The sequence below is a fragment of the Acinetobacter sp. 24-47-64 genome (genome assembly GCF_057737055.1).
This window is the reverse complement of the sequence record NZ_CM173215.1, coordinates 2398537-2422330: the sequence shown is the minus strand read 5'-3', so window position 1 is coordinate 2422330 and position 23794 is coordinate 2398537. Positions and strand designations below refer to the sequence as shown.

The 23794-nt window shown below is 41.9% G+C and carries 19 protein-coding genes; 17 read left to right on the top strand and 2 right to left on the bottom strand.

Annotation, left to right across the window (positions count from 1 at the left end; genetic code table 11):
* Positions 1-68: 68 nt before the first annotated feature.
* A complete protein-coding gene (locus tag AC1M85_RS11525) occupies positions 69-2894 on the bottom strand; it encodes a ribonucleoside-diphosphate reductase subunit alpha (RefSeq protein ID WP_481589064.1) in 2826 nt (941 codons plus the stop codon).
* Between the two features lie 603 nt (positions 2895-3497).
* On the opposite strand from AC1M85_RS11525, the gene bfmR reads away from it, so the two are divergent.
* Positions 3498-4214 carry a response regulator transcription factor BfmR gene (gene bfmR, locus AC1M85_RS11520; RefSeq protein WP_035267251.1) on the top strand — a complete coding sequence of 239 codons (717 nt, stop codon included), beginning with the start codon at positions 3498-3500 and terminating at the stop codon, positions 4212-4214.
* Between the two features lie 47 nt (positions 4215-4261).
* Complete coding sequence (bfmS, locus tag AC1M85_RS11515; protein WP_488213102.1) at positions 4262-5923, top strand: sensor histidine kinase BfmS; 1662 nt, start codon at positions 4262-4264, stop codon at positions 5921-5923.
* A 43-nt stretch (positions 5924-5966) separates the two neighbouring features.
* Here bfmS and AC1M85_RS11510 read toward each other — a convergent pair whose 3' ends face one another.
* The gene (locus AC1M85_RS11510) at positions 5967-6323 is read right to left on the bottom strand and encodes a hypothetical protein (protein WP_092766947.1); all 357 of its coding nucleotides are present in this window, start codon (positions 6321-6323) and stop codon (positions 5967-5969) included.
* Positions 6324-6792: 469 nt separating this feature from the next.
* On the opposite strand from AC1M85_RS11510, the gene ndhC reads away from it, so the two are divergent.
* The 15 genes from ndhC (at position 6793) to AC1M85_RS11435 (ending at position 23794) form a co-directional block, all read left to right on the top strand.
* Positions 6793-7341 (top strand): NADH-quinone oxidoreductase subunit A, encoded by a 549-nt coding sequence (ndhC, locus tag AC1M85_RS11505; RefSeq protein ID WP_035267255.1) that lies wholly within the window; start codon positions 6793-6795, stop codon positions 7339-7341.
* A 6-nt stretch (positions 7342-7347) separates the two neighbouring features.
* Positions 7348-8028, top strand: coding sequence for a NuoB/complex I 20 kDa subunit family protein (locus AC1M85_RS11500; RefSeq protein WP_035267257.1), 681 nt, complete (start codon positions 7348-7350; stop codon positions 8026-8028).
* Between the two features lie 88 nt (positions 8029-8116).
* Positions 8117-9904, top strand: a complete 1788-nt coding sequence (nuoC, locus tag AC1M85_RS11495; protein ID WP_488213101.1) for an NADH-quinone oxidoreductase subunit C/D — start codon at positions 8117-8119, stop codon at positions 9902-9904.
* 12 nt (positions 9905-9916) lie between these two features.
* The gene (gene nuoE, locus AC1M85_RS11490; RefSeq protein WP_035267260.1) at positions 9917-10426 is read left to right on the top strand and encodes an NADH-quinone oxidoreductase subunit NuoE; all 510 of its coding nucleotides are present in this window, start codon (positions 9917-9919) and stop codon (positions 10424-10426) included.
* The gene (gene nuoF, locus AC1M85_RS11485; RefSeq protein ID WP_481589066.1) at positions 10423-11754 is read left to right on the top strand and encodes an NADH-quinone oxidoreductase subunit NuoF; all 1332 of its coding nucleotides are present in this window, start codon (positions 10423-10425) and stop codon (positions 11752-11754) included. The genes nuoE and nuoF overlap by 4 nt, the downstream gene beginning before the upstream one ends.
* Positions 11755-11765: 11 nt before the next feature.
* On the top strand, positions 11766-14444 hold the full coding sequence (nuoG, locus tag AC1M85_RS11480; RefSeq protein ID WP_035267264.1) for an NADH-quinone oxidoreductase subunit NuoG: 2679 nt from the start codon (positions 11766-11768) through the stop codon (positions 14442-14444).
* A 3-nt stretch (positions 14445-14447) separates the two neighbouring features.
* The gene (gene nuoH, locus AC1M85_RS11475) at positions 14448-15458 is read left to right on the top strand and encodes an NADH-quinone oxidoreductase subunit NuoH (protein WP_035267266.1); all 1011 of its coding nucleotides are present in this window, start codon (positions 14448-14450) and stop codon (positions 15456-15458) included.
* An 18-nt stretch (positions 15459-15476) separates the two neighbouring features.
* Positions 15477-16019 (top strand): NADH-quinone oxidoreductase subunit NuoI, encoded by a 543-nt coding sequence (nuoI, locus tag AC1M85_RS11470; protein WP_035267267.1) that lies wholly within the window; start codon positions 15477-15479, stop codon positions 16017-16019.
* On the top strand, positions 16019-16537 hold the full coding sequence (gene nuoJ / locus AC1M85_RS11465; RefSeq protein WP_171076777.1) for an NADH-quinone oxidoreductase subunit J: 519 nt from the start codon (positions 16019-16021) through the stop codon (positions 16535-16537). Before nuoI ends, nuoJ begins: the two co-directional genes overlap by 1 nt.
* The gene (gene nuoK, locus AC1M85_RS11460; RefSeq protein ID WP_004695395.1) at positions 16537-16845 is read left to right on the top strand and encodes an NADH-quinone oxidoreductase subunit NuoK; all 309 of its coding nucleotides are present in this window, start codon (positions 16537-16539) and stop codon (positions 16843-16845) included. The genes nuoJ and nuoK overlap by 1 nt, the downstream gene beginning before the upstream one ends.
* The gene (gene nuoL / locus AC1M85_RS11455) at positions 16842-18737 is read left to right on the top strand and encodes an NADH-quinone oxidoreductase subunit L (protein ID WP_092766949.1); all 1896 of its coding nucleotides are present in this window, start codon (positions 16842-16844) and stop codon (positions 18735-18737) included. Before nuoK ends, nuoL begins: the two co-directional genes overlap by 4 nt.
* Position 18738: 1 nt before the next feature.
* Positions 18739-20358 carry an NADH-quinone oxidoreductase subunit M gene (gene nuoM / locus AC1M85_RS11450; RefSeq protein ID WP_488213100.1) on the top strand — a complete coding sequence of 540 codons (1620 nt, stop codon included), beginning with the start codon at positions 18739-18741 and terminating at the stop codon, positions 20356-20358.
* A gap of 3 nt (positions 20359-20361) precedes the next feature.
* Positions 20362-21918: an NADH-quinone oxidoreductase subunit NuoN gene (nuoN, locus tag AC1M85_RS11445; protein ID WP_035267275.1), complete on the top strand. Its 1557-nt coding sequence runs from the start codon at positions 20362-20364 to the stop codon at positions 21916-21918.
* A 132-nt stretch (positions 21919-22050) separates the two neighbouring features.
* The gene (gene upp, locus AC1M85_RS11440; RefSeq protein ID WP_035267277.1) at positions 22051-22686 is read left to right on the top strand and encodes a uracil phosphoribosyltransferase; all 636 of its coding nucleotides are present in this window, start codon (positions 22051-22053) and stop codon (positions 22684-22686) included.
* 118 nt (positions 22687-22804) lie between these two features.
* Positions 22805-23794, top strand: coding sequence for a hypothetical protein (locus AC1M85_RS11435; protein WP_488213099.1), 990 nt, complete (start codon positions 22805-22807; stop codon positions 23792-23794).

Genomic DNA, 23794 nt, shown 5'->3' with positions numbered 1-23794 from the left:
GAATCCCCCTCCTTTATTAACGGTGAGAAGCAAAGCTTCACAAGGGGGAGGATTTAAAACCTGTCAGATTATTGACAAGCTTCACAATCAGGGTTGTCAATTGAACATGCCATTGGCACTGGCGCTGCTTGTTCGAAGCCTTCTTCTGACGCTGCTGCTTCAGGTTTAGCTTCTTGAGCAACTGCTGCTACTGGTGCTGCAACTGTCGCAGGTTTAACTGCGTTTAATGCACCTGTGTTAATCGTAGATTTCTCAGCAGATGTCGCACCCAATGCACGAAGATAATAAGTCGTCTTAAGACCACGTAACCATGCCATCTTATACGTGATGTCCAATTTCTTACCGTTTGCACCAGAGATGTAAAGGTTAAGAGATTGTGCTTGGTCGATCCATTTTTGACGACGTGATGCAGCATCAACAATCCAGCGTGCTTCAACTTCAAATGCTGTCGCGAAAATTGCTTTTAACTCTTCAGGAATACGCGCAATTTTTTGTACTGAACCTTCGAAATGTTTCAGGTCATTGACCATCACAGAATCCCAAAGACCACGTTCTTTTAATGCACGAACGAGGTAAGGGTTGATGACAGTGAACTCACCAGACAAGTTCGATTTCACATATAAGTTTTGGAATGTTGGCTCAATAGATTGAGATACACCACAAATATTTGAAATGGTTGCAGTCGGTGCAATGGCCATCACGTTCGAGTTACGCATACCATCTTTTTGGACTTTGGCACGTAACGTGTCCCAATCCAAACGTTGTGTGCGATCGACTTCAAACATACGTTCTGGGCGAGATTTCGCAACGAGCTCAAGAGAGTCAATTGGTAAAATACCTTGATCCCACAATGAACCTTTAAATGTTTCATACGTACCACGTTCAACCGCCAAATCGCTTGAAGTTTGAATCGCGTAGTAAGAAATCACTTCCATAGACTCATCTGCAAACTCAACCGCAGCATCAGAACCGTAAGCAATCTTCATTTCGTATAGTGCATCTTGGAAGCCCATGATACCCATACCCACTGGACGGTGTTTCAAGTTTGAATTACGCGCTTGTGGAACTGCATAGTAGTTAATGTCGATGACGTTATCGAGCATACGAACTGCAGTTTTAATCGTGCGAGCAAGTTTCTCACGGTCTAATTGACCACCTTGAACGTGTTGAACAAGGTTGATTGAACCCAAGTTACATACCGCAATTTCATCTTTGCTTGTGTTCAATGTAATTTCAGTACACAAGTTAGAAGAGTGCACCACACCTACGTGTTGTTGCGGTGAACGTAAGTTACATACGTCTTTGAATGTGATCCACGGGTGACCTGTTTCAAATAACATTGATAACATTTTGCGCCATAAGTCTTTCGCACGGACTTTCTTATGAAGCATGTCTGTTTCTTTCGCAATGCTTTCGTAGTAAGCATAACGTTCTGCGAATTCAGCACCCGTTAAATCGTGAAGATCTGGTGTTTCAGACGGGGTGAATAGTGTCCATTCAGCATCTTCAAATACACGTTGCATGAACAAATCTGGAACCCAGTTTGCAGTGTTCATATCGTGTGTACGACGGCGGTCATCACCCGTGTTTTTACGAAGCTCTAGGAATTCTTCGATATCCAAGTGCCAAGTTTCAAGATATGCACATACCGCACCTTTACGCTTACCACCTTGGTTAACTGCAACAGCTGTATCGTTCGCTACTTTAAGGAATGGAACAACACCTTGCGATTTACCGTTAGTACCTTTGATGTATGAGTTCAAGGCACGAACTGGTGTCCAGTCATTACCTAAACCGCCTGCCCATTTAGACAACATTGCGTTATCACGCATAGCGCCATAAATATCGAACAAGTCGTCATCAATCGTTGTTAAATAACAGCTTGATAACTGAGGACGTAATGTACCTGAGTTAAATAGAGTCGGCGTAGATGCCATGTAATCGAAGCTAGAAAGTAAGTTATAGAATTCGATTGCACGATCTTCACGGTTGTCTTCATTGAGCGACAAGCCCATAGAAACACGCATAAAGAATAATTGTGGTAATTCGAAACGTACGCCATCAGAGTGGATGAAGTAACGATCAAATAATGTTTGAAGACCTAAATATGTAAATTGATTAGAGCGTTCTGGTTTAATCGCAGCCGCTAATTTTACAAGATCAAAATTTAATAATTCTGGAGAAAGCAGCTCTAGCTCAACACCTTTTTTCAAGAAGGTTTCAAGCGCATCATTTTCAAGCGTGTCTTTAGATAAACCAAGAAACTCAAGACCTGTTGCAACTAAGTTGTCACGCAACAAACGTGCAGTGACATACGTATAGTTTGGTTCTTGTTCAATACGTGTACGTGTCGCCATCATCATCGTTGTAGAGATGTCTGATGCTTTAACACCGTTGTATAGGTTTTTTACAGTTTCATCGATGATTGCTTGAACATCAATGCCTTCTAAGCCTTCGCTAGCTTTTTCAATCTTCGCTTGTAAACGACTCAAATCTAATGGTTGGAGCTGACCATTTTGACCTGTGATCTGAAGAGTAGGGTGATGATGAGCACCTAACTCTTTACGCGCTTCAGCACGTTGTTCACGATAGATCACGTATGCACGCGCTACTTTTTGTTCACCTGTGCGCATTAAAGCTAATTCAACTTGATCTTGAATTTCTTCAATATGAATCGTGCCACCAGAAGGTAAACGACGCTTAAATGTATTCATCACCATCTCAGTCAGCTGAGTAATACGATCATGAATTCTGCTCGAATCTGCACTTGGTTGACCTTCAACAGCCAAAAATGCTTTACCAATTGCTACAGAGATTTTATCTGCATCAAAAGTGGCAACATCACCAGTGCGTTTAATCACTTGAAGTTGACCAGGGGTTGTATTAGCGCTCATTTCAGCGTCGCTCCATTCTCATCATTTTTATGCTTATGGACCATTTGAATCGGATACAAACTCAAAAAATGAGCTATCGCGATATTTGAGGGTAAACACAAGACTTAGTGGTTTAATGTAAATTAAGACACAAGATACGGTAAATTTCAGGGTAGATCAATATTGACATTTTGATAATTTTTTTTCTGAGTTTAACACTCAAATTTCCCTAACTTTTTCCATGTTCCGCCATTTTTGTTATGTAGTCAGCGTCACAGGGTGCTAAGCATAACAGAGACTTTTTAGAGTGCTTATAGATAAGTTTGTGGATAACTCTGAAAGTGCATATTGCTTCTCGAAAATAATTTTTTTGAAATATTTTGTTTAAAATATCATCAAATTGATTTGTGTTTGAAAGTTTAAAGTTGATTGAAAATATTGATCGACTTGGCAAAACTATCTATTTATCAATAGTTAATAAAAAGATAACAAAAGACTACGCTCGTGTATCAGTTTCGTGAACAGGCTCTTGTTTACAATGTAAACGTGTGTATATTGCAAAACATATCGATGTAAATCTGTGAAGTTTAATCAGCAGATATCGTAACAATATAGGGGCATTCTATGAGCCAAGAAGAAAAGTTACCAAAGATTTTGATCGTTGAAGATGACGAGCGTCTTGCGCGTTTAACGCAAGAGTATTTAATTCGTAATGGATTAGAAGTTGGGGTAGAACCAGACGGTAATCGTGCAATCCGTCGTATTATCGCAGAGCAACCGGATATGGTGGTGCTGGATGTTATGCTTCCTGGTGCTGATGGTCTAACTGTTTGTCGTGAGGTTCGTCCACATTATCATCAACCGATTTTAATGTTGACTGCTCGTACTGAAGACATGGATCAAGTATTGGGTCTTGAAATGGGTGCAGACGATTATGTTGCGAAACCAGTTCAGCCACGCGTTCTATTAGCGCGTATTCGTGCGTTGCTTCGTCGTACAGACAAAACACCAGAGGATGAAGTTGCTCAACGTATCGAATTTGATGATTTAGTGATTGATAATGGTGGTCGTTCTGTAACCTTAAACGGTGAGCTTGTAGATTTCACAAGTGCAGAATATGACTTATTATGGTTGTTGGCATCTAATGCTGGTCGTATCCTTTCACGTGAAGACATTTTTGAGCGTCTACGTGGTATTGAATATGATGGTCAAGACCGCTCAATTGATGTTCGTATTTCTCGTATCCGTCCAAAAATTGGTGATGATCCTGAAAATCCTAAACGTATTAAAACAGTGCGTAGTAAAGGATATTTATTCGTTAAAGAAACCAACGGGATGTAATCACATCCCCGCGGTAATGCCCTCACTCCTCAGAAGGTCATACCTTAGTGTCTAAACACAGTATATTCCTGCGCATCTACGCAGGTCTCGTCATTTTGGTGGTGCTGGTTGCCATATTTGGTTATTTGCTTGTGCAAATCATCAACTATCAACGCGCGCAGGAATACCGTGAGTCATTGACTGATGGGATTTCGTACGTCATCAGTGAGGGTGTTTCAAGACAACAAACCATGCAACAAAGAATGGATTGGATATCAGATGCATCTGATTTGCTCGAACTTCCAATCTATTATCTAGAATCTGATAAAGTCGAACTTTCACGCACCGAAAAATACCGTTTAGAAAAGCGCAAAGCAGTGGTGCGGTATGACGCCAAAGAAAGTATTGCTTATGTCATTATTGGTTTAATAGATGACCCTGAGCATTTACTTTATGTGAAAGTGGATAATATCGGTGAGCGTCAAATGAAGGCCTTGCCAATCTTTGTATGGGAATACTTGGTTTATTATCCAGGGCAGGAAAGGGAATATCTTGCAAAAATTAAGCAACACTTTTCTTATGATTTAAGCATTCAAAATCTGTCTGATCTCAATTTAGATTCCGAGCAAATTGGTCGTTTACGTGCGGATCAAGGGGTTATCCTGTATCAGGATAGCGCTAGCATTCGTGGTACTACGATTTCTGTCATTTCTCCAATGACGAATTCGTCTGGTGATGTCTTGGTGATGGGACCAGTGCCAATGTTCAATTGGATGCCATTCCAATTGGCGGCAGGGATTACTTTGCTGAGTATGTTTATTTTGTCGCTTGGTGTGTATGGTCTGATTGTCCCAATGCAACGCAAGTTGAAGCAAGTTAACTCAGCCTTAAATGTTATGCAAAAAGGGGATATGTCCGTTCGCGTTCCTGTCGAAGGATATGATGAGTTAGCACATTTGGCAGCCAGCTATAACAGTATGTCAGATCATATACAGCGTTTGATCGAAGCTCAGCGAGAGTTAATGAGAGCTGTATCACATGAGCTGCGAACGCCAGTCGCACGTATTCGCTTTGGTATGGAAATGTTGGTTGATGAAGAGGATTATGAGTATCGTCAGCAACAAGTAGAAATGATTGATAAAGACATTGAGGCTTTAAACACGCTCATTGATGAAATTATGACCTATGCTAAACTTGAGCAAGGCATGCCCTCTATTGATTTTGAGGAAATTCGACTATACGAAGTGCTTGAGCAAGTCGCTATTGAAACTAAAGCATTAAAAACCAATAAAAATATTCAATTACACTTGCCATCACAAGCTTTGGTGGTGGATGCGGAACGCCGTTATTTGCATCGTGTAGTACAAAACTTAGTCGGAAATGCGATCCGATACTGCGATGATACAGTGCTGATCACTGGTGGAATTGATGCTCAGGGAATGGCGTATATTTCAGTTGAAGATGATGGTCCGGGGATTCCAGAAGAGGATCGTAAGCGAGTCTTTGAAGCTTTTGCTCGCTTGGATGATAGTCGTACACGTGCCTCAGGCGGATATGGTTTAGGCTTGTCTATTGTAAGTCGAATCGCTTATTGGTTTGGCGGTACGATTCAAGTGGATCAAAGTCCTAAAATGGGCGGTGCACGATTTACTATGCAATGGCCAGCTAAAAGATTTAAAAAGAAGAAGATTGTTCAAACCAGTCAAACATCAGAATATAGCAAGAATTAAAAAAAGCGCGATTAAGCGCTTTTTTTATATTTTATATTGCTTTTTATTGGTAATTATTGGCATTCGGTTCAATGATGCGTTTTCCTTGTTTAAGTGCATTTAAGGCATCGGCATTGAAATCGATCAGTAAACTGTTATTGGTTGCATCAATATGATAATTGCTAATCAGTTTTTGATCGCCGTGAATGGTCTCAACTGTATATTCATCTGCGATGTTGAGAATAGCATCAAGATTAGTGGTTGTAGAGGCGAGGTCTTGGCGGAAAATTTGATAAATATCGCGTAAATCAAAAATAGCATTCGTTGCATCAGGATGTTTTTTGATATAGCTGTCTAAATGATGGACGATCAACTGAGCAAATAAAAAATAGTTAGGTTTGTGTGTGAATTCTAGACTCATAGATCTTCTCCTTATTATTTAATTGAGCATATAACGAAAATCAGCACGATTTGTATAAAGTTAATTAAAACATTGTAAGCAATTAAAATTTAAAACTTTTAAAATAGAATAAATCAAAAATAATTGAGCCATATTGGTGCAAAAAAAGCTGACCTAACACGAATGGTAAAACTAAAAAAGTGATAGTGTCTGGATTGACGCCTCTTGAATTTTTTGAATGATTATTCGGAAAAAATAATCAGTTGTATCACCTTAATAACTTTCTACGATTAAATAAGGTTTTATTGACTTTAATCACCATGAAATCTGGAAAAAGGGCAAAATTCATCCTAAAGACTTAGAGGGATTGGCTAGCAACAGAAATCATAAATCAGGTACAATTGGCGGGATTAATTTTGTGTTTGGTGTATTTGAAGGCCAATACATACATTCTTTGTTAATAAATAGGCCTGCCAGGAGTTATCCCCGCATGAGTGCCATTACTCCATACGATTGGGCAATAATTGCCTTCGTGATCGGCGTTACATTTTTATGCGTCTTTATGCTCACTGTCCCGCTACTCCTAGGGGGTAAATCGTGGGGACGTGCTAAGCAAGAGCAGTTCGAGTCAGGCGTAGTTAGTGCTGGTGGAGCACGAATTCGTCTATCTGCAAAATTCTATTTGGTTGCAATCTTCTTCGTTGTGTTTGACTTAGAAGCGCTCTATCTCTATGCATGGGCTGCGTCAGTTCGTGAAGTGGGTTGGATCGGTTTTGCAGCAGCAGCTGTATTTATTTTAGTTTTACTCGTTGGCTTGATTTATGAGTTGTCTACTGGTGCATTAAATTGGGCGCCATCTGATAAGCGTAAAGCAGCAGGGATTAAACCTAAAATTGGTTCGCCAAATATGGATCTCGCAGAAATTACTCGCTTCAACTCAATTGAGGAGTTGGTGGTTGACCCTACAGGTCAAATTCCAGCGCAATCATCTGGTCGTGTAAAAGCTTCGCCAACGACTACATCATCTGATAAGGAGTAATACGGGATGAAATATACATTAACCCGTGCGAATCCGGATGCTGATCAGTATCCACTTCAAGAGCGTATCGTTGTAGAAGATCCGCTTCTACAAGAAGAAGTGAATAAGAATGTGTTCATGACTCGTTTAGAGGATTTGGCGCATACAGCAGTAAACTGGGGTCGTAAAAACTCAGTTTGGCCGTTCAACTTTGGTACATCTTGCTGCTACGTAGAGTATGCAACGACTTTAACAGGCGTGCATGACTTGTCACGTTTTGGTGCCGAAGTAATTCGTGCTTCACCACGTCAAGCGGACTTGATGATTGTTGCGGGTACATGCTTCGTCAAGATGGCACCTGTAATTCAACGCCTTTATGAGCAAATGTTAGAACCTAAATGGGTGATCTCAATGGGTGCATGCGCAAACTCTGGCGGTATGTATGACATTTACTCGGTTGTACAAGGTGTCGATAAAATCATTCCAGTGGATGTGTATATTCCAGGTTGCCCACCGCGTCCTGAAGCATTAATCCAAGCGTTGATGTTATTGCAAGACCAAATTCAATTAGAGCGTCGTCCGCTTTCTGCGGTGATCGGTGATGATCTTAAGCCAGTTTATAAGCCAAAGATGCAGCCTGAACGTGACCGTAAGAATGCTGAACGTATTGCAGTAAAACACTTACGCTCTATGGATGAAATTAAATAATCTTAACGGCAAATAATATTGATGCACCCGCTTGGGTGTAATTGTCGTTTTGGTTGAATGAATTTGTATTAAATAGGAAGCCAAGCCAATGGCTGAAACTGACATTGCTATGCCAGAATCAACTCCAGTTGATTCACGCCCAGCATTTGCAATTGTAGAAGAGCTCAAAACCAAGTTTGGTGAGAATTTCTACGTGCAAACGACTTTTGAAGACTTTCCAACAGTCTGGGTTGAGCGCTCACGTGTACAAGACGTATTAATGTTCTTGCGTACAGTGTCACGTCCTTACGTGATGTTGTTTGACTTGTCAGCGGTAGATGAGCGTTTACGTACTCACCGCGATGGGTTACCTGCGTCTGACTTCACTGTGTTCTATCACTTGTTGTCACTAGAGCGTAATACGGATATTCGTATTAAAGTTGCGTTGAATGAGTCTGATCTCAATATTCCAACAGCAACCAACATTTGGCCAAATGCCAACTGGTACGAACGTGAAGCTTACGATATGTTCGGCATTAACTTCGAAGGGCATCCAATGCTCCGTCGTATTTTATTGCCAACGTATTGGGAAGGTCATCCGTTGCGTAAAGAATATTCTGCACGTGCGACTGAATACACACCTTATCGTCAGAACCAAGCGAAACAAGATTTCGAACAAGAGCATTTACGTTTTGTACCTGAAGATTGGGGTCTAAAACGCGGTAATGCTGATGAAGACTTCATGTTCTTGAACTTGGGTCCTAACCATCCATCTGCGCATGGTGCATTCCGTGTGATCTTGCAGTTAGATGGCGAAGAAGTGAAAGACTGTGTGCCTGATATCGGTTATCACCACCGTGGTGTGGAAAAGATGGCTGAACGTCAAACTTGGCATTCATTCATTCCGTATACTGACCGTGTTGACTACTTAGGTGGTTGTGCGCAAAACATGCCTTATGTGATGGGTGTGGAGCAGCTGGCAGGGATCACTGTGCCAGAACGTGCGCAATGTATTCGTGTCATGATGTCGGAACTATTCCGTATTAATAACCACTTGCTTTATATCGGTACAGCGATTCAGGATGCCGGCGGTATGACCCCAGTATTCTATATGTTCGCCGATCGTCAAAAGATCTATGACGCGATTGAAGCAATCACGGGTTACCGTATGCACCCAGCATGGTTCCGTATCGGTGGTACTGCACACGATCTTCCAAACAACTGGCAACATTTGATCCGTGAAATTTTGGATTGGATGCCTAAACGTTTGAAGGAATATCATTCTGCAGCACTTAAAAACTCGGTATTTGAAGGTCGTACCCGTAATGTTGCGCAATACGATGCAAAATCTGCATTGGCGTGGGGTGTAACAGGTACAGGTTTACGTGCAACAGGTATTGATTTTGACGTACGTAAATATCGTCCATATAGCGGTTATGAAAATTACGACTTCGAAGTGCCTGTAGAATACGAAGGCGATGCATATGCACGTGTGATCGTTCACTACCGTGAAATCGAACAATCTTTAAAAATCATCAAGCAGTGCTTGGATAACATGCCATCTGGTCCTTATAAAGCGGATCACCCATTGGCTGTTCCACCACCGAAAGATAAGACACTACAAGACATTGAAACTTTGATTACGCACTTCTTAAGCGTGTCATGGGGTCCTGTCATGCCAGCAGGTGAAGCATCTGTTATGGCGGAAGTGGTAAAAGGTGCATCGAACTACTACTTGACTTCAGACAAGTCAACGATGAGTTACCGTACCCGTATTCGTACACCAACCTTCACGCACTTACAGCAAATTCCTTCTGTAATTAACGGCAGTCTTGTATCTGACTTAATCATTTATTTAGCGACGATTGATGTCGTAATGGCTGACGTGGATCGCTAAGGGGTACGCATTATGATGATTTTGACTGATAAAAAGCCACGTGTGAATGTCGAAGGGATTTTAACTGCGGAAGAAATCCACGAAATCGAGCATCACATTGGTCATTACCCATACCCACGTGCGGCATGTTTAGATGCACTTAAATGTGTTCAACGTCGTAATGGTTGGGTGGATGATGCGCAAATGAATGCGATTGCGCAGATGTTGTCAATGAGCCTTGCTGATTTGGAAGGTGTGGCAACATTCTATAACCGTATTTACCGCCAGCCAGTAGGTCGCAACGTAATTTTGCTTTGTGATTCTATTGCTTGCTTCTTGATGGGTGCAGAAACTTTAGCAGAAGCATTCCAACGCGAACTCGGGATTTCATTTGGTCAAACGACTGCTGATGGTCGTTTTACTTTGCTCCCGATTTGCTGTTTAGGAAACTGTGATAAGGGTCCAACCTTGATGATTAATGAAGATACTCACGGCCTAGTAGAAGTTTCTTCAGTGAAACAGTTATTGGAGAAGTATGTATGAATACTGAACCAAAACCGATTTATGGCGACGGTAACCCAGAAACTCACCCATTAACATGGCGTTTGAGCAAGCAAGAATTTGTTCATAGTGTAGAAGACTATGAATCTCTTGACGGGTATGAGGGTTTCAAGAAAGCACTCACAATGCCGCCTAAAGATGTATTGGAAATCATTAAAGCAGCGACTGTGAAAGGTCGTGGTGGTGCTGGTTTCCCTGCAGGGATTAAATGGTCGCTCATGGCGCCAAATGACAATTCAGGTCCTCGTTACTTGATTTGTAATGCCGATGAGATGGAACCAGGTACATTCAAAGACCGTTTGTTGATGGAAAAACTTCCTCATCAATTGATCGAAGGGATGTTAATTGCAGGTTATACACTTGAAGCAACCCATGGTTATATTTTTATCCGTGGTGAATACATCGAAGCTGCGAAGTATTTGAACCAAGCTTTAGAGCAAATTCGTGCCAAAGGTTACTTGGGTGAAAACATCCTTGGTTCTGGCTGGAACTTTGAACTACATGTTCACACTGGTGCGGGTCGTTATATCTGTGGTGAAGAAACTGCATTGATTAACTCGCTTGAAGGTCGCCGTGCAAATCCACGTACAAAACCACCATTCCCGCAAGTTGCAGGTGCTTGGGGTCGTCCTACGATTGTAAACAACGTAGAGACTTACAATAACTTACCAGCAATTATGCTGCGTGGTCCTGAGTGGTATATCAATTTATCTGCAGGTAAGTCGAAAGATCCTGGCACAAAAATTTATGGTGCATCAGGTAAAGTGAAATTCCCTGGTCTTTGGGAGCTTCCATTTGGTACAACTGCACGTGAAGTGATTGAAGAACATGCGGGTGGTATGCGTGATGGCTTAAAGCTTAAAGCATGGTTACCAGGTGGTGCATCAACTGACTTTTTGGCAGCTGAACACATCGATCTTCCAATGGATGCGGAAAGCATCATGAAAGCAGGTTCGCGTTTAGGTACGTGTTTGCTCATGGTGGTTGATGAAACTCAATGTATGGTTTCAGCAACACGTAACTTAGAAGAATTCTTTGCGCGTGAATCATGTGGTTTCTGTACACCATGTCGTGATGGTTTACCTTGGGCGGTGAAAGCGCTTAAAGCACTTGAAGATGGTACAGGCAAGAAAGAAGACATCGATCATTTGCAAGAGCTTACACGTAAGCTTTGGATTGGTAAGACTTTCTGTGCTCACGCTCCTGGTGCTATGGAACCACTCATGGGTGCACTCAAATATTTCCGTGGCGAATTTGAAGCAAAAGTGGTGAATGCCGCTGCTCAAGTTAGCAACGTAGAACAAGCTTAAGGAATTCGACTATGGCTACAATTCATGTCGATGGCAAATCGTATGAAGTCAATGGCTCAGAGAACTTGCTACAAGCATGCTTGTCTTTGGGTATTGATATCCCGTACTTTTGTTGGCATCCATCCTTAGGTTCTGTCGGTTCTTGCCGTCAATGTGCTGTAACTCAATACGCGAATCCAGAAGATACTCGCGGTCGTTTAGTTATGTCATGTATGACACCTGCAGCTGACAATACCTACATCTCGATTGAAGACAAAGAAGCAAAAGATTTCCGTGCGTCTATTGTTGAATTCTTGATGACGAACCACCCACATGACTGTCCAGTATGTGAGGAAGGTGGTCATTGTCACCTTCAAGATATGACGGTGATGACACAACATGACCGTCGTCGTTACCGTTTCACGAAACGTACGCATTACAACCAAGAACTTGGTTCGTTTATTGCGCACGAGATGAACCGTTGTATCGCATGTTACCGTTGTGTTCGTTACTATAAAGACTACGCAGGTGGCACAGACTTCGGTGTGTATGCAAACGCTTCACGTGTTTATTTTGGTCGTCCAGAATCAGGTACTTTAGAGTCTGAGTTCTCGGGTAACTTAACTGAAGTATGTCCGACGGGAGTATTCACAGACAAAACACACTCTGCACGTTATAACCGTAAATGGGACATGCAGTATGCGCCAAGCGTCTGCCAAGGCTGTTCTTCAGGTTGTAACATCTCTCCGGGTGAGCGTTATGGTGAATTACGCCGTGTAGAAAACCGTTTTAACGGTGAAGTCAACCAATACTTCCTGTGCGATAAAGGCCGTTTCGGTACGGGTTATGTGAACCGTGAAGACCGTCCACGTCAACCGCAATTCCGTTCAGGTAGCAATGTAGAGACTGTTTCAGTTGATACAGCGTTAGACACCGTGATTGAGAAAATCCAAGGCAAAAAAGTATTGGGTATTGGTTCTCCACGTGCATCTCTTGAGTCTAACTTTGCGCTTCGTGAATTGGTTGGACAAGCAAACTATTCAACAGGTATGTCTCAAAAAGAGCAAAACTTGGTTGAACTTGCTGCATCCATTATGCAAACTGAGGGTGTATATAACCCAGGTATGCGTGAAATTGAAAGCTACGATGCTGTCTTAATTCTCGGTGAAGATTTAACACAAACTGCACCACGTATGGCATTGTCAGTACGTCAAGCTGCGAAGAACAAAGCCAAAGAAATGGCTGCTGAACGCCGTACACAAGAATGGTTGGCTGAGCCAGTACAACGTATTGCTCAAGACGAAAAATCACCAATTTATATCTTGGCTGCGACTCAAACACGTTTATCTGACGTAGCTACTGGTGAAGTCGTTGCTTCTCCAAATGATATCGCACGTTTAGGTTTTGCTGTTGCTGCGGCGGTGAAAGGTGAAAGTATTACCGGTTTAGAAGAAGATGCAAAAGCATTTGCTCAAACCATTGCTGACACTTTAAAAGCTGCAAAAAAACCATTGATTATCTCTGGTACAAGCTTGCAAGAAGCTGCAATTATGGAAGCTGCTGCACAAGTTGCACAGAATCTGGGTAATGCGGGTCTAACTTTGACTGTTCCTGAAGTGAACTCAATGGGCTTAGCAATCTTTGGCGGTAACAGCCTTGAGCAAGCATTTGCACAAGACTATGACACTGTCGTGATTGTAGAAAACGACCTTTATCGTCGTTTACCTGCAGTGCAAGTAGATGCTGCTTTGTCTGGTAAAGACGTGATCGTGCTTGACCATTCAGAAACTGAAACGGTGAAAAGAGCGAATATCGTTCTTTCTGCAGCGAGCTTTGCTGAAGGTGACGGTACTGTGGTATCTCAAGAAGGCCGTGCACAACGTTTCTATCAAGTATATGACCCAAGTTACTACAAACCAGAACTTGCGATCAAAGAATCTTGGCGTTGGTTACATGCCATTGAAACTGGCGTGAAAGGCAAAGCAATTTCTTGGACTGTGCTTGATGATGTCATCGAATCAGTTGCCAAGAATGTACCTGCGCTTGAAGCGATTCAAGATGTAGCACCAGATGCAGGATTCCGTGTCCATGGTCTTAAAGTGGCACGTGAACCACGTCGTTACTCTGGTCGTACTTCACTTCGTGCGCCGTTATCTGTCCATGAGCCTAAACAACCAACTGATCAAGACTCTGCATTAACATTCTCTATGGAAGGTTATGTCGGGAACCAAACGCCGTCAGCGTTAGTTCCATTTGCATGGTCAGCAGGTTGGAACTCGCCACAAGCTTGGAATAAGTTCCAAGAATCAGTGGGCGGTTCTTTAAAAGGTGGTGATTCAGGTATTCGTTTATTTGATCGCCTTGCGAAATTACCAGCACGCACATACGTTGCACCAGCACCAGTTCTTGTAAATGCTGAGAGTTTCCGCCTTGTTCCAATGCATCATATTTTTGGTTCTGGTGAATTCACAGTGAAAACACCTGCAATGGAGTCTCGTATTCCAGAAGCGGTATTTGCAGTGGGTGAGCAAGATGCAGCGCGCTTGAATGTGAAAGACGGCCAAAACATTACTGTGAAAGCAGGTGAGGCTTCGATCGTTCTTCCTGTTCAAGTCATTGAATATTTACCTACAGGTTATATTGGTTACCCAATTGGTCTCGCGCCAACGGTATCGTTAGCTGAGCCTGTATCAGTCGCGGTAGGAGCATAATTCATGGAACAAGAATTAATCCGTCAAACGCCGCTTTGGGCTGAGAACTGGCCAATTGCCTACTCTGTAGTTCAAGCGATTGTGATCTTGCTCGTTGTAGTTTTGATTGCTGCGTTGATGTCTTTCATTGAGCGTCGTTTACTTGGCTTGTGGCAAGACCGTTACGGTCCAAACCGTGTAGGTCCTGGGGGGATGTTCCAGATTGTTGCCGACATGCTGAAAATCATGTTCAAAGAAGACTGGACACCAAAGTTTGCAGATAAATTGACTTTCCGTTTAGCTCCAGCAGTTGCGATGGCAACTGCGGTGCTATCGTTCATGGTTATCCCTGTATCACCTTATTTAGGTGTTGCAGACATGAGTATCGGTCTATTGTTCTTTATGGCAATGGCGGGTATTGCAGTGTATGCAGTTTTATTTGGTGGTTGGTCATCAAATAACAAATATGCATTACTCGGTGGTCTTCGTTCAGCAGCGCAAACGATTTCTTATGAAGTCTTCTTAGGTATTTCTTTGATGGGTGTGGTTGCGATTGCAGGCTCATTCAACATGCGTGAAATCGTAGAAGCTCAAAAAGATGTATGGTTTGTTATTCCACAGTTCTTAGGTTTCTTAATCTTCGTGGTCGCAGGTGTTGCGGTAACGCATCGTCATCCATTTGACCAACCAGAAGCGGAACAAGAATTGGCGGAAGGTTACCATGTCGAATATGGTGGTATGAAGTGGGGGATGTTCTTCGTTGCGGAATACGTCAACGTTGTCCTGATCTCAGCTTTGATCGTAACCTTATTCTTCGGTGGTTGGTTAGCACCATTTGGTCTAGATTTCCTACCTCCAGCATTCTGGTTCATGATTAAAACAGCATTCTTTGTGATGATGTTTGTCTTGGCACGTGGTTCATTAATGCGTCCACGTTATGACCAAGTGATGAACTTTGGTTGGAAGATTTGTTTGCCTTTAGCGTTGGTCAACTTGTTGGTGACTGGTGCTGTGATTCTGATGAATCAGGCCTAGGACAGCAGGGAGAACATTATGTATAAAATTCTAGCTGGGTTTGGGTCAATTGTACGTTCGTTGTGGATGGTATTCAGCCACGCAACACGTAAACGTGACACTATTTTATACCCTGAAGTTAAAGCAGAAGAAATCGTTCCACCACGATTCCGTGGCCGTATCGTATTGACACGTGACCCAGATGGTGAAGAGCGCTGTGTAGCTTGTAACTTGTGTGCTGTAGCTTGCCCTGTTGGCTGTATTTCATTACAGAAAGCTGAGAAAGAAGATGGTCGTTGGTATCCGGAATTTTTCCGGATCAACTTCTCTCGTTGTATTTTCTGCGGTATGTGTGAAGAAGCATGTCCTACAACTGCTATTCAGATGACACCTGATTTCGAACTCAGTGAATACGTTCGTCAAGACTTAGTTTATGAGAAAGAAAACTTGCTCATTTCTGGTCCTGGTAAATATCCAGACTATAACTTCTACCGTGTAACTGGTATGGCTGTAGCTGGTAAAGACAAAGGTCAGGCTCAGCGTGAAAGCGCACCTGTCGATGTACGGAGCTTATTACCATGATGTGGCCATTTTATTTGATGGCACTTGTGGCCATCGTTTCTACGGTTCGTGTTGTGACTAATGCGAATCCAGTACACGCACTTTTAAGCTTAATCGTTTCGTTACTTGCAGTTGCTGGTATGTTCATGATCGTGGGTGCACCATTTGCAGGTGCACTTGAGATTATTGTTTACGCTGGTGCAATTATGGTTCTTTTCGTCTTCGTTGTGATGATGTTGAACCTTGGTTCTCAAACTGTTGAACAAGAACGTAAATGGTTAACATCTGATGCTTGGGCTTACCCTGCATTGATGAGCTTTTTAATGGGTCTGGTTTTAGTTTGGACAATGACTTCAGAGCACAGCATTTCTGGTCCTTTAATGGGTACAGAAGTTGTAGGCCCTAAAGAAGTTGGTCAAGCACTCTTTACACAATATTTATTATTGGTTGAAGTTGCCGCAATGTTATTGCTTGCTGCGTTAGTCGCTGCATTCCACTTAGGCAAACGTGAACCAAGTGCAGAAGAGGAAAAAGAATAATGGGTAATATCCCTTTAGAGCATGGTTTGATTGTTGCAACCATTCTTTTTGCACTCGGTTTCTACGGTGTAATGGTGCGACGCAACCTTCTATTTATGTTAATGAGCCTTGAGATCATGATGAATGCAGCAGCGCTTGCATTCGTCCTCGCTGGTAGTGCATGGGTGCAACCAGATGGTCAGATCATGTTTATCTTGATCTTAACGCTTGCTGCGGCAGAAGCGTGTATTGGGCTTGCGATCGTCCTTCAGTTCTATCATCGCTTCCATCATTTGGATGTAGATGCTGCTAGTGAGATGCGCGGATGAGTTTATTAGCATTAACCATATTATTTCCGCTCATTGGTTTTATCCTTTTAGCGGCAGGGCGTAATAAGCTTCCTGAAATTGTAGCTGCCATTATTGGTGTGGGTTCAGTTGGCCTTTCTGCACTATGTGCATTATTGGCTGGTATGAATTTCATCAACAGCGGTGAAACATCTCAAGTGACTCACCTTTGGACTTGGTTCAGTGTGGGTGGTTTTGAACCAGGCATTAGCTTGCACTTAGATGGTTTATCTTTACTTATGCTTGGCATGATTACGGGTGTGGGTTTCTTAATTCATATCTTTGCATCATGGTATATGCGTGGTGAAGAAGACTTTGCACGTTTCTTCTCTTATTTCAACCTATTCGTTGCAAGCATGTTATTGCTTGTGTTGGGTGACAATCTTGCGTTGTTATTCTTAGGTTGGGAAGGTGTTGGTCTGTGCTCATACTTGCTGATTGGTTATTACTACCAAAATCCAGCAAATGGTGCTGCTGCAATTAAAGCATTCACCGTGACACGTATAGGTGACGTTTTTTTACTCATCGCATTGTTCTTAATTTTCCAACAATTTGGAACATTGAATATTGCTGAAATCGTTGCTGCTGCGCCTGTGGTAATGACACAAAGCTCATCGTTAACCATTTGGACTGCATTAATGTTGTTCTTGGGTGCTGCAGGTAAATCTGCGCAAATCCCATTACAAACATGGTTAGCAGACGCGATGGCGGGTCCTACACCAGTATCTGCATTAATCCATGCTGCAACAATGGTAACAGCAGGTGTTTACCTATGCTGCCGTATGTTCTCTGTATTTGAAATGGCACCAGAAGTCATGGTGTTTATCTCAATCACAGGAGCGGTGACATTATTAGTTGCAGGTTTTGCTGCACTGGTTCAAACAGACATCAAACGTATTCTTGCTTACTCAACCATGAGTCAGTTGGGTTATATGTTTATGGCTGTAGGTGCTGAAGCATACCAAGCTGGTCTATTCCACATGTTGACACACGCATTCTTCAAAGCGTTGTTGTTCTTGTCATCAGGTGCGGTGATTCTTGCATACCATCACGAACAAAACATTTTCAAAATGGGTGGTTTGTTCAAGCGTAATAAATTCTTATTTGCTTGTTTCGCGATCGGTGGCGGTGCCTTAGCAGCGATTCCATTCTTAACGATTGGTTTCTTCTCAAAAGATGCAATCTTGGCGGCTGTGTGGACACAAAGCCATATCGCAGGCTTACCTGTATTCAATACATTGTATTGGGTCGGTGTTGCTGGTGCATTCTTAACATCAATCTATACTTTCCGTTTAATTTGGATTGTGTTCTTTGGCGAAGAGAAAACGCCATATCACGAAATCAAAGGTGCAACTTACTGGGCTCCTTTAGCGATTCTTGCTGTCCTTTCTACAGGTTTGGCAATCGTACTTAAAGCGCCAGTCATGAGTATTCTTGATGCAGCACAAATCCCTGCATTTGTTATTCCTGAAGCGCTAGAAGCTGGTGCGCATGGTGCAGAATATGTCGCTATTGCAATCGCACTTGCTGGTTTAGCGGTTGGTGTTGTCTTATTTGCTTTTGCTTATAAAGCAGTTCAAGGTTTTGCTCGCACTTCATTGGGTGCTGGACTTGCAAATATCTGTCGTAATGCGCTTGGTTTCGATGCGTTATATGACCTCGTGTTTGTAAAACCTTACTTATTTATTGCAAAAATGATTGGTCGTGACCCGATTGATGGCGTATGGCTTGTATTGCCAGCGATTGTTAAAGGGGGTCATAGCTTCACTAGTTCACGTCAAACAGGTTCTTTGCGTGAGTACGCATCGAGCATGGCGTTCGGTATCGTGGTGATTATCATGATTCTGATCGTGACTCAGATCGTGGGGAAATAAGATGGAAAACATCAATAACTGGTATTTACCCGCGCTGATCCTCATTCCGTTCATTGCTGGTTTTATTTGTTGGGTCGTTGATAAATTAGATCAACACCTACCACGTTATATCGCACTTGTGGGTATGCTCATTACTTTGGGCATGACCGTTGCTTTATGGCAATCAGGTACCTACAGCTACCAAATTGGTGAAACTGTACCGACTTGGTCTGCAGAGTTCTATGTACCTTGGATTCAAACCCTTGGCATTAACATCCACTTAGCGGTGGATGGTCTTTCACTTCTAATGGTCGGTTTAACTGCTTTACTAGGTGTATTGGCGGTTGGCTGCTCTTGGGGTGAAATTCAGAAGAACGTTGGTTTCTTCCACTTAAACCTTTTATGGTCTTTAGGTGGCGTGATCGGTGTATTCTTGGCTGTTGATTTGTTCTTGTTCTTCTTCTTCTGGGAGATGATGCTCGTTCCAATCTACTTCTTGATTGCACTCTGGGGCCACAAAGGTGCTTCTGGTAAATCTCGTGTTTACGCTGCGACTAAATTCTTTATTTACACGCAGGTGGCTGGTCTGATCATGTTGATTGGTATCTTAGGTCTTGTGATCTACGGTTTCATGATGACAGATACAATCAGCTTCAGTTATAACCATTTACTCGCTGTTGCGAATACATTGGATGCTAACCCACAAACGTCATCAATTGCCTTTGCATTTATGATTTGTTTGTTTATTGGTTTTGCAGTCAAACTTCCTGTTTTCCCATTGCATGGTTGGTTACCAGACGCGCACGCACAAGCACCTACAGCAGGTTCTGTAGACCTTGCGGGTATCTTAATTAAGACAGCGGCTTACGGTTTACTTCGTTTCGTCATTCCATTCTTCCCAGTTGCTTCAGCGCAGTTTGCTGATGTAGCAATCATTTTCGGTTTAATCGGTATCTTCTACGGTGCTTGGTGTGCTTTCCAGCAAACCGATATGAAACGTTTGTTGGCGTATACGTCGATTTCACACATGGGCTTTGTTTTACTTGCAATCTACGCAGGTAACATCCTGACCTTCCAAGGTCTGATGGTCATGATGTTGGCTCACGGTTTATCGTCAGCAGCATTATTCATTATGTGTGGTCAAGTGTATGAGCGTCTTCACACACGTGATTTACGCTTGATGGGTGGTATTCGTGGTCAATTCCAGTATTTACCATTCTTCTTGATGTTCTTTATTGCTGCGCTTGTAGGTATCCCTGGCTTAGGTAACTTCATTGGTGAGTTCCTCATCTTGATGGGTGCATTTGCTCAATTCCCTACATTCACGATTATTGCTGCGATCAGCTTAGTATTTGCGGGTCTATATGGTTTAATCCTGATTCATAAAGCGTTATTTGGTGTGCCAAACGAAGAGCAAAAACAACACTATGCGAACCCATTAAAAGATCTTAATGTGCGTGAGCTTGGTATTTTGTTAATTTGTGCGTTCGGTCTGTTATGGCTTGGTTTGTATCCACAAAGCTTCCTTGATATTTCAGAATCAAGTTTGGCTTGGATTGCGAATAGCTACATTCCAGTACAAGAAGTAGTTGAAGTGGTTGAACAAGCCACAACTCAACTCGAAAATGTGGAGATGCAATAAGTCATGAACTTCACACTATCATTTTCTGAGCTAATGCCATTAGCTCCTGTGATGATTGTTGCTTTAACAGCAATCATCGTAATGATTTTGACTGCAATCAAACGTAATCATAATTTGATTGCGACAGTATCTGTTATCGGTCTTAACCTTGCATTGTTGAATATTCTATTCACGTTATTTACAGGTTCTCAGATCTCACCAAATGTCATGAACCTATTTATGGTTGATGCTTTTGGTCTGTTCTATCAAGTGATTATTTTGATTGCTGCATTGGCTTGTTGCACACTGTCACATGCATATATCGAAACTTATAAAGATAATCGTGAAGAACTTTATCTATTAATGTTGATCTCTGTTTCAGGGGCAATGTTAATGGTAACAAGTTCACACTTTGCATCATTCTTCATTAGCTTAGAGTTAATGTCGATTCCAGTCTACGGTCTGATTGCTTATACCTACCAACGCGGTAAGTCACTCGAAGCGGGTATTAAATATCTTGTACTTTCAGCAACTGCTTCTGCAATGTTGTTGATGGGTATGGCTTATGTTTACTCAGTTCTAGGTTCATTATCATTTGCGGGTCAAGTGGATGATATGTTCTGGGCGTTAACTAAGTCTCAAGATCCTCAATTGATGATGGCGCTGCAAGCTTATATTCCTCAATTTGGTGAGAAACTTACCACTGTATTTGGAATCTTAGGTCTTGGTTTAATCATCGCAGCTGTTGCATTTAAATTGTCTTTAGCGCCATTCCATAAATGGACGCCAGATGTGTATGCAGGTGCTCCAGCACCAATTGCAACATTCCTTGCTACTGTAGCTAAAGTTGCAATGATTGGTTTATTCGTACGTTACTTACTGTCTTCAGGTGTAATTGGTATCGAATCGATCAAAACGATTTTGATCGTCATTGCAGTGTTATCAATCTTGATTGGTAACATGCTTGCAGTGAAACAAGTGAACTTAAAACGTATTTTGGCATACTCGTCAATTGCGCATTTTGGTTACTTATTCCTTGCTGTTGTTACGACATCTTTCTTAAGCTTAACGTCAGTAAGTTTATATGTATTAACGTATGTATTAACGACGATTGGTGCGTTTGGTGCTGTAGCGTTGATGTCTAGCCCATACAACAACAATGACGAAGCAGAATCACTTGCAGACTACCGTGGTCTATTCTGGCGTCGTCCAGTATTGACGGCAACACTGACTGTGATGATGCTATCTCTTGCAGGTATTCCGTTAACTGCAGGCTTCATCGGTAAATTCATGCTGATCATGACAGTTGTGTCTGAAGCACATTGGTTCTTCGCTGCGATGATCATTGTGGGTTCTGGTATTGGTCTATACTATTACCTACGTGTCATGATCGTCATGTATATGACGCCACCAGACACACCACGTATTGATGCTGATAAACATTGGGGTCAAAAAGTGGGTGGTATTATGGTATTGCTTGCTGCGCTTGCAGTGCTTGTAATCGGTGTATATCCAGATCCAGTCATTGCGATGGCAAATCAAGCACAATTGATCGCGCCATTACATATCGTTCTTCAATAGTTGATCGATTAATCTAAAAAAACTATTGTTGTTAACAAAAAAAGCCCTCATTCATTGAGGGCTTTTCTTATTTCTTATATTAAAAACATTTATAATAGACAGAATTTACATTTATACTTCAGGTGTTCTCCCGTGCCAATCCAAGAAATTCGTCATCCGCTCATTCGTCATAAATTAGGTTTATTACGCCGTGCAGATATCAGCACGAAGAACTTCCGTGAGTTAGCGCAAGAAGTCACAATGTTACTGACTTACGAAGCAACCAAAGATTTACCTGTTGTAGATCACGAAATTAATGGCTGGAATGGCCCGGTGACAACACAGCGTATTGCAGGTAAAAAAATTACTGTTGTACCAATTTTACGTGCTGGCATTGGTATGCTTGATGGTTTCTTAAATCTTATTCCAAGTGCAAAAGTTTCTGTTCTTGGTTTAGAGCGTGATGAGGAAACATTAGAAGCACGTACATACTATAAGAAATTGGTACCTGACGTACAAAACCGTATAGCGATGATTATTGATCCAATGCTTGCGACTGGATCATCATTGGTTGCTGCTATTGATGTCCTTAAAGCGAGTGGTTGTAAAGATATCCGAGTGATGGTTTTGGTTGCAGCACCAGAAGGTATTAAACGTGTGGAAGAAGCACATCCTGATGTTGTCATTTTTACCGCAGCTGTGGATAACGGTTTAAACGAGAATGGTTATATCGTTCCGGGTCTTGGGGACGCTGGCGATAAAATTTTTGGTTCTGTACAAAAAGATTAAAATTTGATTAAATTATAGAGGAGGCTAAGGCCTCCTTTTTTATTAAGATTTTGATTCAACGATAAATTTAAAAAAACTAATTACTAAGAATCAATCTTTTTTATGCTGGGGAAATAACATGTTTTACAGGGGTGTTTTACATTCGTACGACCCTGCATTGAAAGCAGGAATTATCAAAATCAATGATCATGATTTTGATGTACATTTCGTATTGAATGACATGGCAAATTCCAGTATCGCGCCTCAAATTGGTGAGCGTGTGAAATGTATCGTGGTCGATAAAGACGACCAACGTCATGCAAAATTTATCGTGCGGTTAGACAATAAACATGCACGCGTCGAACAACCCTTGAATCAACTTTTTTATCGTGCGCACGAAGATTTAGAAGGTGAGTCTAAGAAGTTTGAACAAGAGCTAGATGAGCTGATCGAAAAGCGTCTTGCAGATCAGGAAAGTACGCTTGACTCACAAACACAAATCCAAGATTTTGAACTAAATTTTAATACACTGAGTAAAGAATCAATCGTGTTGGATGGTTCTGGTACTGAACATCATGCAGATCAAGTTTCAGATCCAGTATCTAAAATTTCCTTAGGTGAACCTCTTGAGGAAGAGCAAATTAAAGAAATGCTCGAATCAAAGCCAAGTCGCCGTGTGCCAGTCTTAGATGAGTCAGCTGTCGTACCACTTACGAAAGTTCAACCTTTGAATGAGAGTGCGCCTGAAGAGAACGTAGATGATCATCTACCCGAGCCAACCCATGCAAAAGGGCGCCCACCAAAAGTTGTACGTAAAGAAATCCCTGATGTTAAAACGCATTTTCAATTAAAATTTAATGCGCAAAAATTCATTACGAGTTCGCGTGTTGATGAATTCGGAGCTGATAAAAAATCAAAGAAAAAAGCCAAGAAGATAAAAGATCCAAACAAGCAATTTAATCCATGGATATTTGCAAGTATTGTCCCTATTTTAGTGTTTATTAATCTGGGTGTTTGGGGATTTCAAAAATATGAGCAATACAGAGAAGAGCAAGACGCAAAAGCAAAAATTTATGCGGTAGAACAAGAACACATTATCAAAGAACAAAAGAAAGAAGCTGAGAAATAA